Origin of the sequence: Streptomyces sp. NPDC056628, assembly GCF_042792555.1 — a bacterium.
Classification (GTDB): Bacteria; Actinomycetota; Actinomycetes; order Streptomycetales; family Streptomycetaceae; genus Streptomyces.
Window position 1 is genome coordinate 63,937 of the sequence record NZ_JBHTWG010000013.1, and the last position, 14,514, is coordinate 78,450.

At 71.1% G+C, this 14,514-nt stretch carries 13 protein-coding genes; 5 read left to right on the forward strand and 8 right to left on the reverse strand.

Translation table 11 applies throughout. The features are described from left to right. Positions 1-3: 3 nt before the first annotated feature. From ACFRAC_RS18265 to ACFRAC_RS18300, 8 genes are read right to left on the reverse strand one after another with little or no spacing between them, the layout of a single operon-like run. Positions 4-1,998 carry an NADH-quinone oxidoreductase subunit L gene (locus ACFRAC_RS18265; protein WP_382924870.1) on the reverse strand — a complete coding sequence of 665 codons (1,995 nt, stop codon included), beginning with the start codon at positions 1,996-1,998 and terminating at the stop codon, positions 4-6. Continuing rightward, positions 1,995-2,375: an NADH-quinone oxidoreductase subunit NuoK gene (gene nuoK / locus ACFRAC_RS18270; RefSeq protein ID WP_382924871.1), complete on the reverse strand. Its 381-nt coding sequence runs from the start codon at positions 2,373-2,375 to the stop codon at positions 1,995-1,997. Before nuoK ends, ACFRAC_RS18265 begins: the two co-directional genes overlap by 4 nt. Beyond that, the gene (locus ACFRAC_RS18275) at positions 2,375-3,121 is read right to left on the reverse strand and encodes an NADH-quinone oxidoreductase subunit J (protein ID WP_382924872.1); all 747 of its coding nucleotides are present in this window, start codon (positions 3,119-3,121) and stop codon (positions 2,375-2,377) included. The genes nuoK and ACFRAC_RS18275 overlap by 1 nt, the downstream gene beginning before the upstream one ends. Then, positions 3,118-3,681, reverse strand: coding sequence for a NuoI/complex I 23 kDa subunit family protein (locus tag ACFRAC_RS18280; RefSeq protein WP_382924873.1), 564 nt, complete (start codon positions 3,679-3,681; stop codon positions 3,118-3,120). Before ACFRAC_RS18280 ends, ACFRAC_RS18275 begins: the two co-directional genes overlap by 4 nt. Positions 3,682-3,683: 2 nt before the next feature. After that, positions 3,684-4,652 carry an NADH-quinone oxidoreductase subunit H gene (locus ACFRAC_RS18285; protein ID WP_382924874.1) on the reverse strand — a complete coding sequence of 323 codons (969 nt, stop codon included), beginning with the start codon at positions 4,650-4,652 and terminating at the stop codon, positions 3,684-3,686. Continuing rightward, on the reverse strand, positions 4,649-6,085 hold the full coding sequence (locus tag ACFRAC_RS18290; RefSeq protein WP_382924875.1) for an NADH-quinone oxidoreductase subunit C: 1,437 nt from the start codon (positions 6,083-6,085) through the stop codon (positions 4,649-4,651). The genes ACFRAC_RS18285 and ACFRAC_RS18290 overlap by 4 nt, the downstream gene beginning before the upstream one ends. Next, positions 6,082-6,726, reverse strand: a complete 645-nt coding sequence (locus tag ACFRAC_RS18295) for an NADH-quinone oxidoreductase subunit B (RefSeq protein WP_382924876.1) — start codon at positions 6,724-6,726, stop codon at positions 6,082-6,084. The genes ACFRAC_RS18290 and ACFRAC_RS18295 overlap by 4 nt, the downstream gene beginning before the upstream one ends. After that, positions 6,717-7,139 (reverse strand): NADH-quinone oxidoreductase subunit A, encoded by a 423-nt coding sequence (locus ACFRAC_RS18300; protein ID WP_055622584.1) that lies wholly within the window; start codon positions 7,137-7,139, stop codon positions 6,717-6,719. Before ACFRAC_RS18300 ends, ACFRAC_RS18295 begins: the two co-directional genes overlap by 10 nt. A 342-nt stretch (positions 7,140-7,481) precedes the next feature. Here ACFRAC_RS18300 and ACFRAC_RS18305 point away from each other — a divergent pair, with 342 nt between their 5' ends. The 5 genes from ACFRAC_RS18305 to ACFRAC_RS18325 all read left to right on the forward strand — a co-directional run bounded on the left by ACFRAC_RS18305 (position 7,482) and on the right by ACFRAC_RS18325 (position 14,402). Continuing rightward, positions 7,482-8,690 (forward strand): sensor histidine kinase, encoded by a 1,209-nt coding sequence (locus ACFRAC_RS18305; protein ID WP_382924877.1) that lies wholly within the window; start codon positions 7,482-7,484, stop codon positions 8,688-8,690. Between the two features lie 124 nt (positions 8,691-8,814). Further along, complete coding sequence (locus tag ACFRAC_RS18310) at positions 8,815-10,176, forward strand: sensor histidine kinase (protein WP_382924878.1); 1,362 nt, start codon at positions 8,815-8,817, stop codon at positions 10,174-10,176. Positions 10,177-10,426: 250 nt separating this feature from the next. Continuing rightward, positions 10,427-11,137 carry a LuxR C-terminal-related transcriptional regulator gene (locus tag ACFRAC_RS18315; protein WP_382924879.1) on the forward strand — a complete coding sequence of 237 codons (711 nt, stop codon included), beginning with the start codon at positions 10,427-10,429 and terminating at the stop codon, positions 11,135-11,137. 261 nt (positions 11,138-11,398) lie between these two features. Then, on the forward strand, positions 11,399-13,330 hold the full coding sequence (locus ACFRAC_RS18320; RefSeq protein ID WP_382924880.1) for a 2-oxoacid:acceptor oxidoreductase subunit alpha: 1,932 nt from the start codon (positions 11,399-11,401) through the stop codon (positions 13,328-13,330). Next, positions 13,323-14,402 carry a 2-oxoacid:ferredoxin oxidoreductase subunit beta gene (locus tag ACFRAC_RS18325; RefSeq protein ID WP_382924881.1) on the forward strand — a complete coding sequence of 360 codons (1,080 nt, stop codon included), beginning with the start codon at positions 13,323-13,325 and terminating at the stop codon, positions 14,400-14,402. Before ACFRAC_RS18320 ends, ACFRAC_RS18325 begins: the two co-directional genes overlap by 8 nt. Positions 14,403-14,514 lie beyond the last annotated feature (112 nt).

Consider the following 14,514-nt stretch of genomic DNA (forward strand, 5'->3'; position numbering starts at 1 on the left):
TGCTCACGCTCCCGTGGCGACGAGGACGGCGGCGACCGCGAGGACGACGGTGCCGGCGAGCAGCGCGCTCACATAGGTCTGCACATTGCCGGTCTGGGCGCGCCGCACGGCGATGCCGAGCCAGCGCGGAACGGCGCCGGCGCCGCGTACGTAGGTGTCGACGACCTCGCGGTCGAGGAAGCGGACGAGGGCGGCGGCGCCCTGGACCGGGCGGACGAAGAGCGTCCGGTACACCGCGTCGAGGTGGAAGCCGACGGCCGCGTGGCGGTGCAGCGGACCGAGCAACAGCCTGCCGGGGTCCGCCGGGTCGGGTGCGTAGGCCACTCCCCCGTACACGGGCGTGTGACTGGCGATGGCCTCCGCCTCGACCTGTCCGGCGTCGCCCTCGGGGTGGGCGGCGACCGCGCCCAGCGGGACTCCGACCGCCAGCGAGGTCGTGTGCCGCCAGGCCGCGTAGGTCACGATGCCGCCGATGAGGGCGACACCGGTGCCGAGGACGGACGTGGTGAGAGTGGGGGTGAGGTCGTTGCCGTCGAACCAGTCGGGGAGCACGCGGTAGGCGAAGCCTCCGACGGCCAGGGAGGGCACGGCCAGCACCCACAGCACCACGGTCATCGTCAGTGGCTGCCTGCCGTGGTCGGGGGCCTCGACGCCCCGGCCGCGGAAGGCGAGCAGCCACAGGCGGGTCGCGTACGCGGCCGTGAGCAGAGCGGTGCCCACCCCGGCGATCAGGACGGTCCAGCCGGCGGCACCTGGGGCGTGCTCGGTGTGGCCGGTGGCGACGTGCTCGGCCGCGCCGAGGACGGACTCCTTGGAGAAGAAGCCGCTGAACGGCGGGATCGCGGCGAGCGCGAGGAGCGCCACGGTCATCGTCCAGAAGGCGTCCGGGACGCGGTCGCGCAGATGACCCATGCGGGACATGGCGGCCAGCGAGTTGGTGCCGGCGGCGTGGATGATCACGCCGGCCGCGAGGAAGAGCAGCGCCTTGAAGGCGCCGTGCGAGAGGAGGTGGAAGACGGCGGCCCCACGGTCGGCGACGGCCAGGGCGCCCGTCATGTAACCGAGCTGGCCGATCGTCGAGTAGGCGAGGACCCGCTTGATGTCGTCCTGGGCGAGGGCGGCGAGCCCGGAGCCGACCATCGTGACGGCGGCCATCACGGCGAGTACGACCATCGCGGCCTGTGAGGCCTCGAAGACCGGGAGGAGACGGGCGACGAAGTAGACACCGGCGGCGACCATCGTCGCGGCGTGGATCAGCGCGGAGACGGGCGTCGGACCGGCCATCGCGTCGGGCAGCCAGGTGTGCAGCGGGAACTGCGCCGACTTGCCCGCCACCCCCGTGAGGAGGAGCAGCGCGATGACGGTCGGGTGGTCGAGACCGCCGCCGGCGACGGTGCCGAGGATCTTCGTGATGCGGAAGGACCCGGCGTCGGTGGCGAGCGCGAACAGGCCGATGAGGAAGGGGACGTCACCGAGCTTGGTCACCAGGAAGGCCTTGATGGAGGCGGCTCGGGCCTCCGGGGTCTCCCAGTAGTGGCCGACCAGGAAGTACGAGCAGATGCCCATGATCTCCCAGCCGACCAGCAGCACCATCAGATCGCCGGAGTAGACGACGAGCAGCATGGCGGAGGTGAACAGGGAGACGAGCGCGGCGTAGGACGGGTAGCGCGGGTCCTCGCGGAGGTAGCCCGTGGAGTACACCTGCACGCAGGTCGCGACGACGGTCACGAGTACGGCGACCAGCGCGGCGAAGCCGTCGATGTACAGGGCGAGTTCGATCGGCACCGAGCCGGTGGGCGTGAGCTCGGTGGCCGCGGTGATCGCCTGTTCGCCCCCCTGGCGCACCGCGACGACGGCGGCGAGCACCAGCGACGCGAGGGTGGGCAGGACGGCGAGGGGCCGGACGAGGCCGGGGGTCGTGCGCCCCAGGAGCAGACCGGCCGCGGCACCGAGGAAGGGAAGGAGGGGGACGAGTACGGCGAGGGTGGTCGTGGTCACGCGGTGGCCTCAGCCTTCTCGGCCTGCCCGGCGGAGGGGCTGTCGTGATCGGGGTCGTGGCCTTCGGCGGTGTCGCGGAGCCGGTCGATGTCCGAGGTGCCGCGGTTGCGGTGGACGGCGAGCACGATCGCCAGGCCGATGCCGATCTCGGCGGCCGCGATGGTGATCGTGAAGAGGGTCAGTGCCTGACCGGAGTGCAGGGTGTCCTCGGCGGCCCGGCTGAGCCAGACGTCGAAGGCGACCAGGTTGAGGTTGACGGCGTTGAGCATCAGCTCGACCGACATCAGGACCAGGATCGCGTTGCGGCGGGCGAGGACGCCGTAGAGGCCGGTGCAGAACAGCAGGACGGACAGCACGGCGGGGTAGGCGAGATGCATCAGCGGGCGCCTTCCTGCTCGGCCGGCGTGCTTCCCTCGGGCGCTCCCGGCTCGGTTCCCCCGGAAGCCCCATTTCGCCCGATCGAGTGATTACGGGAATCCGGGACGCATGGGGAACTCCCGGTCGCGGCTCGGGAGTTCACAGGAGGAGAGCCCGGCTCGGCCTTCGCTTTGCGGGACAGGACGATCGCGCCGACCAGCGCGGCGAGGAGGAGGACGGACAGGCCCTCGAAGGGGAGGACCCAGTTCTGGAAGAGGCTTTCGCCGGTGGCCTGGGTGGAGCCGGCGGCGGGGCCGTCCAGGTCGATCCAGGTGGTGCGGAAGGCGTCGACGACCACCCAGACGAGCGTGACCGCGGCGACGGCGGCCACGGCGAGGGCGGCCCAGCGGTTCCCGGAGTCGGCGTTCGGGGAGCGGCCGATGGGAGCCCGGGTCAGCATCAGACCGAACAGAAGGAGGACGACGACGGATCCGACATAGATGAGGACCTGCACCCAGGCGATGAACTCGGCCGTCAGCAGGAGGTACTCGACGGCGAGTCCGCCGAGCGCCATCACGAGCCACAGGGCGGCGTGCACCAGCTGTCGGCTGGTGACGGTGACGAGGGCGGCGCCGAAGGTGACCAGGCCGACGAGAAGGAACGTGATCTCGACACCCGTCGGCGAGAGAAAGCCGTTCGAGTCGTGCGACGGGGCCGCGTGAGCGGTCAGGGCGTGGGCGGTGACGGCGGCTGCGGCGAGGCTCAAGACTGTCCCTCCTGCGCGTCCGTCCGCGATTCCGCCTGTGCTGCCGCCAGTTTCTCGGCGGCCTTGCGGGCGGCGGCGATCTCCTTGGGCTCCTCGGCACCGGGGTCCAGGGCGGGTGGGGCGGGGACGGTCCACATCCACTCGCGCAGCTTGTCGCGCTCGTGGGTGAGGTCACGGATGTCGGTCTCCGCGTACTCGAACTCCGGGGACCAGAAGAGGGCGTCGAAAGGACAGACCTCGATGCAGATACCGCAGTACATGCACAGGGAGAAGTCGATGGCGAAGCGGTCCAGGACGTTGCGGCTGCGTTCACGGCCGCCCGGTGCCGCCGGCGGGACCGTCTCCTTGTGGGAGTCGATGTAGATGCACCAGTCCGGGCACTCACGGGCGCACAGCATGCAGACCGTGCAGTTCTCCTCGAACAGCCCGATCACTCCGCGGCTGCGGGGCGGCAGGGCCGGCTGGGTTTCCGGGTACTGCGCGGTGACGGACTTCCTCGTCATCGTGCGGAGGGTGACGGCCAGGCCCTTGGCCAGGCCACTGCCGGGGACGGGGGCCATGGTTACTGGATCACCACCTTGACGATGCCGGTGAGGGCGATCTGGGCGAGCGAGAGGGGGACGAGCAGGGTCCAGGAGAGCTTCTGCAGCTGGTCCTCGCGCAGTCGGGGGTAGGTGACGCGCAGCCAGATCACGATGAACGCGAGGACGGCTGCCTTCAGCAGGGTCCAGACCCAGCCGAGACCGTCTGCGCCCCAGGGGCCGTGCCAGCCGCCCAGGAACAGGACGGTGGTCAGCCCGCACAGGACGACGATCCCGGCGTACTCGGCGAGGAGGAAGAGAGCGAAGCGCAGACCGGTGTACTCGGTGTAGGCACCGAAGATGATCTCCGAGTCGGCGACCGGCATGTCGAAGGGCGGGCGCTGGAGTTCGGCGAGGCCGGCGACGAAGAAGACGATCGCGCCGACGATCTGCCAGGGCAGCCACCACCACTCGAAGGCGTCGAGGATGCCGACGAGGGAGACCGTGCCGGCCGCCATCGCGACGGAGGCGGCGGTCAGCAGCATCGGAAGTTCGTAGGCGAGGAGCTGGGCGGCGGTCCGCAGACCGCCGAGAAGGGAGAACTTGTTGGCGGAGGCCCAACCGGCCATGAGCGAGCCGAGGACGCCCACGCCCATGACCGCCAGGACGAAGAAGATGCCCGCGTCGACGACCTCGCCGACCGCGCCTTCGCCCGGGCCGATGGGGATGGCCAGCAGGACGAGCAGGTACGGGAGGAGGGCCACGGCAGGGGCGAGCTGGAAGATGCGGCGGTCGGCGCCGGCCGGGACCACGTCCTCCTTCTGCGCGAACTTCACGCCGTCGGCGACGAGCTGGGCCCAGCCATGGAAGCCCCCGGCGTACATGGGGCCGAGGCGGCCCTGCATATGAGCCATCACCTTGTGCTCGGTCTGGCCGACGAGCAGGGGGAAGGTGAGGAAGACGACGAAGACGAGCAGGAGTCGCAGGGTGACGTCGAGAGCGTCGTTCACCGCGGGCCTCCTGTGGGGTCGGTGCCTTCGTCGGGTCGGATGCCGGGGGCGTCGTCCGGCTCACCGTCGGTGCGGGTGCCGTCCTGGGCGTGCTGCTCCACCTGGACGGGCTGGTCTTCCCGGTCGCGCCGGTCTCCCCGGTCGCGCTGGTCTTCCTGGTCGCGTCGGTCTTCCTGGTCGCGTCGGTCTTCCCGGCCTTCCCGATCGGCCTGAGGCTCGGACTGTGGCCCGGTGGTCTTCTCCGGGGACGGTTCCTCGAAGGCCGGGCGGGCGTGATGCCAGGGGGCGTCCGGGCTGCGCGGAGCCCGGGGGGTTGCCGTGTTGCGGGCAGCCGCGTCCGGGGTGGCAGCCGTATCCGAGGCGGTGGTGTCGTCCGGGGCAGCCGGTCCGTCCTCCGGTGCCGGGGTCGCGGGGGCCTGCGCTTCGGGTGCGGGGCGCCGGCTCGCCGAGCCTTCGGAGGCGCTGCGGGAGCGCCGGGGGGTAGCCGGGGTGCGCTGGGACGCCGAGCCCTCGCTCGCGCTGCGCGACCGGCGGGCCGGGGGCGCGGCGGTGCCGGGCTCGGCCGTGGTCTCGGCCTCCGTCACCGGGGTGGTTTGGCTGGCGGAGGCCGTGGTCTCGGCCTCCTTCACCGGGGCGGTCTGGCTGGCAGAGGCCGTGGTCTCGGCCTCCTTCACCGGGGCGGTCTGGCTGGCGGAGCCCTGTGCAGTACGGGTGCGGCGGGGCCGGGTGCCGGGGGCGGGAGTCTCCTCCGTCGCCGCGCCCGCCTGGCTCGCGGAGCCCTCGGCGGCGGACCGGGCGCGGCGTACGGGGCGTTCTCCGGCGGTGCGTCCCGCGGCCCGGGTTGGGCGGGCGGGGGCAGGGGGGAGCTGGCCCTTCAGCGGGCCCCACTCGTTGGGGTCGGGCACGCCGGGCGGGAGCATCTGGCGGCGCTTGGGGCCGCCGTGCTCGGACTCGCCGGGTTCCTTGGCGCCCGGCCATGCCTTGGCGACGCGGGCGGCCAGGACGAAGTCCTTGCGGAGGGGGTGTCCTTCGAAGTTCTCCGGGAGGAGGAGGTGGTCGAGGCCGGGGTGGTCGGTGAACTCCACGCCGAACATCTCGTGGGTCTCGCGTTCGTGCCAGGCGGCTCCCGCGTAGACGCCGACGGCGGAGGGCAGGGCGGGCGACTCGTGCGGAACGGTGGTGCGGACGAGGAGACGGCGTACCGGCGCGAGGGCGGCGACGTGTGCGGCGACCCGGAAGCCGGTGCCGGGTTCGTCGACCGCGCTGAGCCAGTCGAAGTAGGTGCAGCCCAGGGCGTCGCGGGCGGTCTCCAGGGCGGTGATCCAGGCCGCCGGGGGCACGTCGACCGTGAGGACGTCGTAGGACTCCTCGGCCGTGGCCTCCGGGCCGAACAGCTCCTCGACCGGGGCGGGCAGCCAACCGACCGTCGTCATCGCCCGGCCTCCCCGGCCTCGGTGCCGGCGCCGCCGTCGGTCGCCCGGGTGCCCGGGGTCTCCGGCCCCCGTACCAAGCCGCTCTGGAGGGCGGCCGTGGACGGGCGGTGCGTCGCGTAGCGGTCGCGCAGCGACTCCTGGGCGATCTTCTCCTGGAGCTTGAGGATGCCCTGGAGAAGCGCCTCGGGGCGGGGCGGGCAGCCGGGGACGTAGACGTCGACCGGGATGATCTGGTCGACGCCCTTGGTGACGGAGTAGGAGTCCCAGTAGGGGCCGCCGCAGTTCGAGCAGGCGCCGAAGGAGATGACGTACTTCGGCTCGGGCATCTGTTCGTAGAGGCGTTTCACGGCCGGTGCCATCTTGTCGGTCACCGTGCCCGAGACGACCATCAGGTCGGCCTGCCGGGGGCCGGGGGCGAACGGGATCACGCCGAGCCGGATGAAGTCGTGGCGGGCCATCGACGCGGCGATGAACTCGATGGCGCAGCAGGCGAGGCCGAAGTTGAAGACCCAGAGCGAGTAGCGGCGGCCCCAGTTGAGGATCACCTTCATCGGTTCCGGGGCGAGGCGGGCGAGCGCGCCCAGCCGCTTCGGCTCCGGCAGCAGTACCGGCTGCTCGTTGGTGTCTGGCGTCACGTCCATGCCAGGACGCCCTTCTTGTATGCGTAGAGCAGGCCCACGGCCAGGAACCCCAGGAAGACGAACATCTCGACGAGCGTGGTCGCGCCGTAGCCCGGGGCCGCGAAGACCGTCGCCCAGGGGAAGAGGAAGATCGAGTCGATCGCGAAGATCACGTAGAGGAAGGCGTACACGTAGTAGCGGACTTGGGTGTGGGCCCAGCCCTCGCCGACGGGGTCGACGCCGCACTCGTACGTGAGGAGTTTCTCGGGCGTGGGGACCACGGGACGCAGCAGGCGGCCCGCGCCGAAGGCGACGGCGACGAACAGCACGCCGACGACGGCCAGCAGTCCGACGACCGAGTAGGACTGGAAGTAGTCCGCCGAGACGACGACGTCATACGCATCCGCCGCGACGACGACGGTCTGTTCCGACACGTCCGTCCCTCGCTCCCTGACCTCGTGACCGATGTCCCAGGACCGGGCTGTCCGACCCGTCCGGGCCGGTGTCCTGCGACTGTGATCTCGTGAACAGTGCCGTGAACCCCGCTGCCGACGCTGTTCGACGATCTGTACGCACGGGAGTCTAGGCCCTGCTAAAGACACCGTAAGCAGCCCGTCACGCCTCGGGCTCGCCCAGGGAGGCGTGGACCGTGCCCGGCGGCTCGCCGCCACGCTCCTCCCAGGCCCGTCCTCCCGCCCGGAGGTGGGGTTTTCCCCCGGGTACGGGGGCGGTCCACTCCATGGCGCGACGGCGGCGGGCGCGGCACGCTGACCCGTATGACCGAACGCCCCAGCTCCTCCCGGAGCGCCTCCGTGCCCTCCGGGAACGCGCAGCCGCCGCTGCCGCGCGCCCGTTTCGCCTATGACCGGCACACCTGGAAGGAGATCGCCCACCTTCTGGCGAACTTCCCGCTGTCGCTGCTGGGCTTCGTCTATGTGATGACGGTGCTGTTCACCGGCGCCGTCCTGACGTTGACGGTGATCGGGTTCCCGCTGCTCGCGGCCGGGCTGATGGGCGCGCGGCAGCTGGGCAAGCTGGAGCGGGCACGCGCGCGTGCGCTGCTCGGGGTGCGGGTGGACGAGCCGAGCCGGCTGCCGTTGCGCGGTGGGCGGGACGGCTTCTTCCCGCAGTTGTGGCTGGCGTTGAAGGACCCGGTGGGCTGGCGGACGGTCCTGTACGACTTCATCCGGCTGCCCTGGGGCATCGTCACCTTCGTCGTCACGCTGACGTCGTTGTTCGTGCTGTGGCCGGTCCTGCCGTTCATCGCGCGGGGTCTGTCGAATGCGGACCGGGCGATGGTGCGTGGCCTGCTGTCGCCCTCCGACGAGCTGGAGCGCCGTATCGCCGAACTGGAGTCGGACCGCGGGGTCGTCGTCGACACGGCGGCCGCCGATCTGCGCCGCATCGAACGGGACCTGCACGACGGGGCGCAGGCCCGCCTGGTCAACCTGGCCATGGGGCTGGGCCTGGCCAAGGAGAAGCTGCTGGAGGACCCCGACGCGGCGGCGGAGATGGTCGCGGAGGCGCACGGCGAGGTGAAGCTCGCCCTTCAGGAGCTGCGCGATCTGGCGCGCGGCATCCACCCGGCCGTCCTGACCGACCGGGGCCTGGACGCCGCCCTGTCCTCGGTCGCCTCGCGGTGCACCGTGCCGGTGAAGGTGACCGTGGACCTGCCGGCCAGACCTGCCGAGGCCATCGAGGGCATCGCCTACTTCACCGTCTCCGAGCTGCTGCAGAACGTCAGCAAGCACAGCGCGGCGGCGTCGGCGTCGGTGGACGTGTGGCGCCGGGACGACCGGCTGCTCATCCAGGTGCGGGACGACGGGCGTGGAGGGGCGCGCCTGGACGGCGGCACGGGTATGCGCGGGCTCGCCGACCGGCTGGGTGCCGTGGACGGGCTGTTCGTCGTCGACTCGCCGGCCGGTGGCCCGACCACGGTGACGGCCGAGCTGCCGTGGCGGCCGCGTGCCACCGCCCAGGGGTAGGGGAAACCCCCCGTTCAAGACGCCGACGGTCTCCATGGTCCGCGGACCGGCGGTCGAGGAGGGTGGAGATACGACGGCACGGCCCCGGACGGGGCTGACGGGACGAGGAGAACGGACGACGCCGATGGCGACGGAGTACGGACAGGGCTACGGGCACGGGCTCGGCTACCCCGAGCGCGGGCTTTCCGAGCACGGTGAGCGGCGGCACCGGGTGCCGGCCGTGCTGCGTGCGCCGTTCGCGGCACGCAGCTGGCGGGAGTTCGGATATGTCCTGCTGGGGCTGCCGATCAGCATCATGCTGTTCGTGTACGCGGTCACGATGGTGTCGCTGGGAGCGGGCCTGCTGGTGACGTTCCTGGGCGTGCCGGTGCTGGCGGCGGCCCTCGCCGGCTGCCGGGGCTTCGGCGCCTTGGAGCGGACCCGCGCGCGGGCGCTGCTCCACCTGGACGTGGGCGACCCGGAGCCGTTGCGGACCCGCCAGGGCGGCTTCATGGGCTGGATCGGCGCGGTGCTCAAGAGCGGCACGTCCTGGCGGTCGGCGCTGTACGCGGTGCTGCACTTCCCGTGGGCGGTGTTCTCCTTCACCGTCGCGCTGAGCCTGTGGACGTACGGATGGGCGCTGCTGACGTATCCGCTGTGGTTCTGGGTCTTCCCGGTCTGGGCGGGGCAGGACGGTCTGCAGCTGTTCGGCGACGAGACGCACAGCATCTATCTCGACAACCCGTTCGAGATCACGGTCACCGCGCTGGTCGGGCTGGTCTTCACGCTGGCGACGCCGTGGATCGTCCGGGCGCTGACGACGGTCGACCGGGTGATGGTGCACGGCCTGCTCGGGCCGTCGCGGCTGGCCACGCGCGTGGTGGAGCTGGAATCGGACCGCGGGACCGTCGTGGACACGGCGGCCGCCGACCTGCGCCGTATCGAGCGCGACCTGCACGACGGGGCGCAGGCCCGCCTGGTGGCCCTGGCGATGGACCTGGGGCTGGCGAAGGAGAAGCTGGCGGAGGACCCGGAGGCCGCGGCGCGCATGGTCGACGAGGCGCACGGCGAGGTGAAGACGGCCCTGCAGGAGCTGCGCGATCTGGCGCGCGGCATCCACCCGGCCGTCCTGACCGACCGCGGGCTGGACGCGGCCCTGTCGGCGGTCGCCTCACGCTGCGCGGTGCCGGTGGAGGTCCAGGTCGACCTGGAGGAGCGTCCGGTGCCCGCGATCGAGGGCATCGCCTACTTCACGGTCTCGGAGCTGTTGCAGAACATCAGCAAGCATGCGCGGGCCACTTGGGCGTCGGTGGACGTGTGGTGTGTGGAGAACCGGCTGATGCTGCAGGTCGTGGACGACGGGGCCGGCGGCGCCGACGTGGCGGCCGGCTCGGGCCTTGCGGGGCTCGCGGAGCGGCTCGACGCGGTCGACGGGATCCTCGTGGTCGACTCGCCGAAGGGCGGGCCGACCCGCGTGACGGCGGAGCTGCCGTGGCGCACCGTCTGAGACGGTCCGCTCCGGGCGGGGAGATGAGCGAGGGATCCGGCTCCGGGTGGTTCGGGGCCGGATCCGCCGTGTGACGAGTACGAAGCACCGAGCACCCTCCGCCGGGCGTCCCGTACGGGCGACCGGCATCCGCGTGCGCCTCCCCCGGCCGCACGCGGCCCCGAACCGCGTCCGGCAGGTTGTCCACAGGCCCCCTACGAGCGAGCCTCAAGCGGGATACTGAGATCGCGAGGACGTCAGGGCCGGGGGGATGCCCGGCCGAATCCCAGGGCTCGGGGGGCCGAGGATCGTGGAGGACAGGGTGCGGGTGGTCATCGCCGAGGATTCGGTGCTGCTGAGGGAGGGACTGACGCGGCTGCTGACCGACCGCGGGCACGACGTGGTGGCGGGGGTCGGGGACGGTGCGGCGCTGATCAAGACCATCACGGAGCTGGACGCCCAGGGCGAGCTGCCGGACGTGGTGGTCGCGGACGTCCGGATGCCGCCGACGCACACGGACGAAGGGGTACGGGCGGCCGTGCAGCTGCGCAAGGCGCACCCCGTTCTCGGGGTACTCGTTCTCTCGCAGTACGTGGAGGAGCGGTACGCCACGGAGCTGCTGGCCGGGTCCAGCCGCGGGGTCGGCTATCTGCTCAAGGACCGCGTGGCGGAGGTCAGGGAATTCGTGGACGCCGTGGTGCGGGTGGCCCAGGGGGGTACGGCCCTCGACCCGGAGGTCGTCGCCCAGTTGCTGGGCCGCAGCCGCAAGCAGGACGTGCTCGCCGGGCTCACCCCGCGGGAGCGGGAGGTACTCGGGCTGATGGCGGAGGGCCGGACCAACTCGGCGATCGCCCGGCAGCTGGTCGTGAGCGACGGAGCCGTCGAGAAGCACGTCAGCAACATCTTCCTCAAGCTCGGGCTGTCCCCGAGCGACGGGGACCACCGGCGGGTCCTCGCGGTCCTCACCTATCTGAACTCCTGACCGAACTCGTGACGCGACCGGGGACCGGCGGGGCAATCGGCCCCGAGGGATTCGGCAACCGAACAAAGAACTCAAAGCGTCTTCAAGTCCAGCGCCGGGGGGCGTGTGAATCATGGGGAGCAAAGGCGGGGCACGTTTTCATCATCAAGTCCGTCATGCGAATGGCCCCGGGAGAGCGACCTTTGCGGACGTAGGGTTGATCCTGGGAAGGCTTGCGGGAAGGCCATGCCCAGACAGCCGCCTCGAGGGAGGTCCAGTTCAGTGACCAGCCAGGTCAGTAGCCCAGCGGAGCAGGCCGACGAAGCCGTCGTGGCAGAGCAGCGCAAACCGGCGGGAACGACGAAGGACGTACGCCGGCTGGATCGGGTGATCATCCGTTTCGCCGGGGACTCGGGCGACGGCATGCAGCTCACCGGCGACCGGTTCACCTCGGAGACGGCGTCCTTCGGCAACGACCTGTCGACGCTGCCGAACTTCCCGGCGGAGATCCGTGCCCCCGCCGGCACCCTGCCGGGCGTGTCGTCCTTCCAGCTCCACTTCGCCGACCACGACATCCTGACCCCGGGCGACGCGCCGAACGTGCTGGTCGCGATGAATCCGGCGGCCCTCAAGGCGAATATCGACGATCTTCCGCGGGGCGCGGAGATCATTGTCAACACGGACGAGTTCACCAAACGGGCGATGCAGAAGGTCGGCTATGACTCCTCGCCCCTGGAGGACGGTTCCCTCGACGGTTACAGCCTTCACCCGGTGCCGCTGACGACCCTGACCGTGGAGGCGCTGAAGGAATTCGATCTCAGCCGTAAAGAGGCCGAGCGCAGCAAGAACATGTTCGCGCTGGGCCTGCTGAGCTGGATGTACCACCGGCCGACCGAGGGCACGGAAAAGTTCCTGAAGTCGAAGTTCGCCAAGAAGCCCGATATCGCCGCCGCCAATATCGCCGCCTACCGCGCCGGGTGGAACTTCGGCGAGACGACGGAGGACTTCGCCGTCTCCTACGAGATCGCCCCGGCGACGAAGGCGTTCCCCGTCGGCACCTACCGGAACATCTCCGGGAACCTCGCCCTGTCCTACGGCCTGATCGCCGCGTCGCGGCAGGCCGACCTGCCGCTGTACCTGGGGTCGTACCCGATCACCCCGGCCTCGGACATCCTGCACGAGCTGAGCCGGCACAAGAACTTCGGTGTGCGCACCTTCCAGGCCGAGGACGAGATCGCCGGTATCGGCGCGGCGCTCGGCGCGGCCTTCGGCGGTTCGCTCGCCGTGACGACGACGTCCGGGCCGGGTGTGGCCCTGAAGTCGGAGACGGTCGGGCTCGCCGTGTCGCTGGAGCTGCCGCTGCTGGTCATCGACATCCAGCGTGGCGGCCCCTCGACGGGTCTGCCGACCAAGACCGAGCAGGCGGACCTGCTGCAGGCGATGTACGGGCGCAACGGCGAGGCGCCGGTCCCGGTGGTCGCCCCCTGCACCCCGGCGGACTGCTTCGACGCGGCCCTGGAGGCGGCCCGTATCGCCCTGACGTACCGCACGCCCGTGATGCTGCTGTCGGACGGTTACCTGGCCAACGGCTCCGAGCCCTGGCGCATCCCGGAGCTGGACGAGCTGCCGGACCTGACGGTGCAGTTCGCCCAGGGTCCGAACCACACCCTGGACGACGGCAGCGAGGTCTTCTGGCCCTACAAGCGTGACCCGCAGACGCTCGCCCGCCCGTGGGCCGTCCCGGGCACGCCGGGGCTGGAGCACCGCGTCGGCGGCATCGAGAAGGAGGACGGCACGGGCAACATCTCGTACGCGCCCGCCAACCACGACTTCATGGTCCGCACGCGCCAGGCCAAGATCGACGGCATCGAGGTTCCGGACCTCGAGGTCGACGACCCGCACGAGGCGAGCACCCTGGTGCTCGGGTGGGGGTCGACGTACGGCCCGATCACCGCCGCGGTCCGCCGGCTGCGCACCGCGGGCGAGGCGATCGCGCAGGCCCATCTGCGCCATCTGAACCCGTTCCCCCGCAACCTGGGCGCGGTACTCGCACGCTACGAGAAGGTGGTGGTCCCCGAGATGAATCTTGGCCAGCTCGCCACGCTGGTCCGCGCGAAGTACCTGGTGGACGCCCGCTCGTACAACCAGGTCAACGGCATGCCGTTCAAGGCGGAACAGCTCGCCAAGGCTCTCAAGGAGGCCATCGATGCCTGAGACGTCCCCGGAAGGCACGGGCACGATCGAGGCGCTCTCGCTCATCCCCAAGGCCACGGCCCGCCAGTCCATGAAGGACTTCAAGTCCGACCAGGAGGTGCGCTGGTGCCCCGGCTGCGGTGACTACGCGATCCTCGCCGCGGTGCAGGGCTTCATGCCGGAGCTGGGCCTGGCCAAGGAGAACATCGTCTTCGTCTCGGGCATCGGCTGCTCCTCGCGCTTCCCCTACTACATGAACACGTACGGGATGCACTCCATCCACGGGCGCGCGCCCGCGATCGCGACAGGGCTCGCGACCTCGCGCCGCGACCTGTCGGTATGGGTGGTCACGGGCGACGGTGACGCGCTGTCGATCGGCGGCAACCACCTGATCCACGCCCTGCGGCGCAACGTCAACCTCAAGATCCTGCTCTTCAACAACCGGATCTACGGCCTGACGAAGGGGCAGTACTCCCCGACCTCCGAGATCGGCAAGATCACCAAGTCGACGCCGATGGGATCGCTGGACGCGCCCTTCAACCCGGTGTCGCTCGCCCTCGGCGCCGAGGCGTCGTTCGTGGCGCGCACGGTGGACTCCGACCGCAAGCACCTCACGCAGGTGCTGCGGGAGGCGGCCGCCCACCAGGGAACGGCCCTCATCGAGATCTACCAGAACTGCAACATCTTCAACGACGGCGCCTTCGAGGTGCTGAAGGACAAGCAGCAGGCGGAGGAGGCGGTGATCCGGCTGGAGCACGGCCAGCCGATCCGCTTCGGGACGGACGGTTCGCGCGGTGTCGTGCGGGACGCCGCCACGGGTGACCTGAAGGTCGTCGCGGTGACCCCGGAAAACGAGTCGCGGATCCTGGTCCACGACGCCCACTCGGCGTCGCCGACCACGGCGTTCGCGCTGTCCCGGCTGGCCGACCCGGACACCCTGCACCACACGCCGATCGGTGTGTTCCGCTCGGTGGACCGGCCGGTGTACGACACCCTCATGTCCGAGCAGCTCGACACCGCGATCGAGCAGAACGGCAAGGGTGACCTGGCCGCGCTGATGGCGGGCGGGGACACCTGGACGGTCGTGGGCTGACCAGCCCGCATCCGAGGCAGATGCCGAGGGCGGCCGGGAGCGCGAACGCGTTCCCGGCCGCCCTCGGCATCGTCCGGCACGCACGCGCGTGGCGTACGTGCCGCGCCGTCCG

Bases quoted from the DNA above. Each gene is read 5' to 3' on its own strand.
- nuoK (WP_382924871.1), bottom strand. From the start codon at position 2,375: ATGCATCTCGCCTACCCCGCCGTGCTGTCCGTCCTGCTGTTCTGCACC.
- ACFRAC_RS18280 (WP_382924873.1), bottom strand. From the start codon at position 3,681: ATGGCCCCCGTCCCCGGCAGTGGCCTGGCCAAGGGCCTGGCCGTCACC.
- ACFRAC_RS18290 (WP_382924875.1), bottom strand. From the start codon at position 6,085: ATGACGACGGTCGGTTGGCTGCCCGCCCCGGTCGAGGAGCTGTTCGGC.
- ACFRAC_RS18295 (WP_382924876.1), bottom strand. From the start codon at position 6,726: ATGGACGTGACGCCAGACACCAACGAGCAGCCGGTACTGCTGCCGGAG.
- ACFRAC_RS18305 (WP_382924877.1), top strand. From the start codon at position 7,482: ATGACCGAACGCCCCAGCTCCTCCCGGAGCGCCTCCGTGCCCTCCGGG.
- ACFRAC_RS18310 (WP_382924878.1), top strand. From the start codon at position 8,815: ATGGCGACGGAGTACGGACAGGGCTACGGGCACGGGCTCGGCTACCCC.
- ACFRAC_RS18315 (WP_382924879.1), top strand. From the start codon at position 10,427: ATGCCCGGCCGAATCCCAGGGCTCGGGGGGCCGAGGATCGTGGAGGAC.
- ACFRAC_RS18325 (WP_382924881.1), top strand. From the start codon at position 13,323: ATGCCTGAGACGTCCCCGGAAGGCACGGGCACGATCGAGGCGCTCTCG.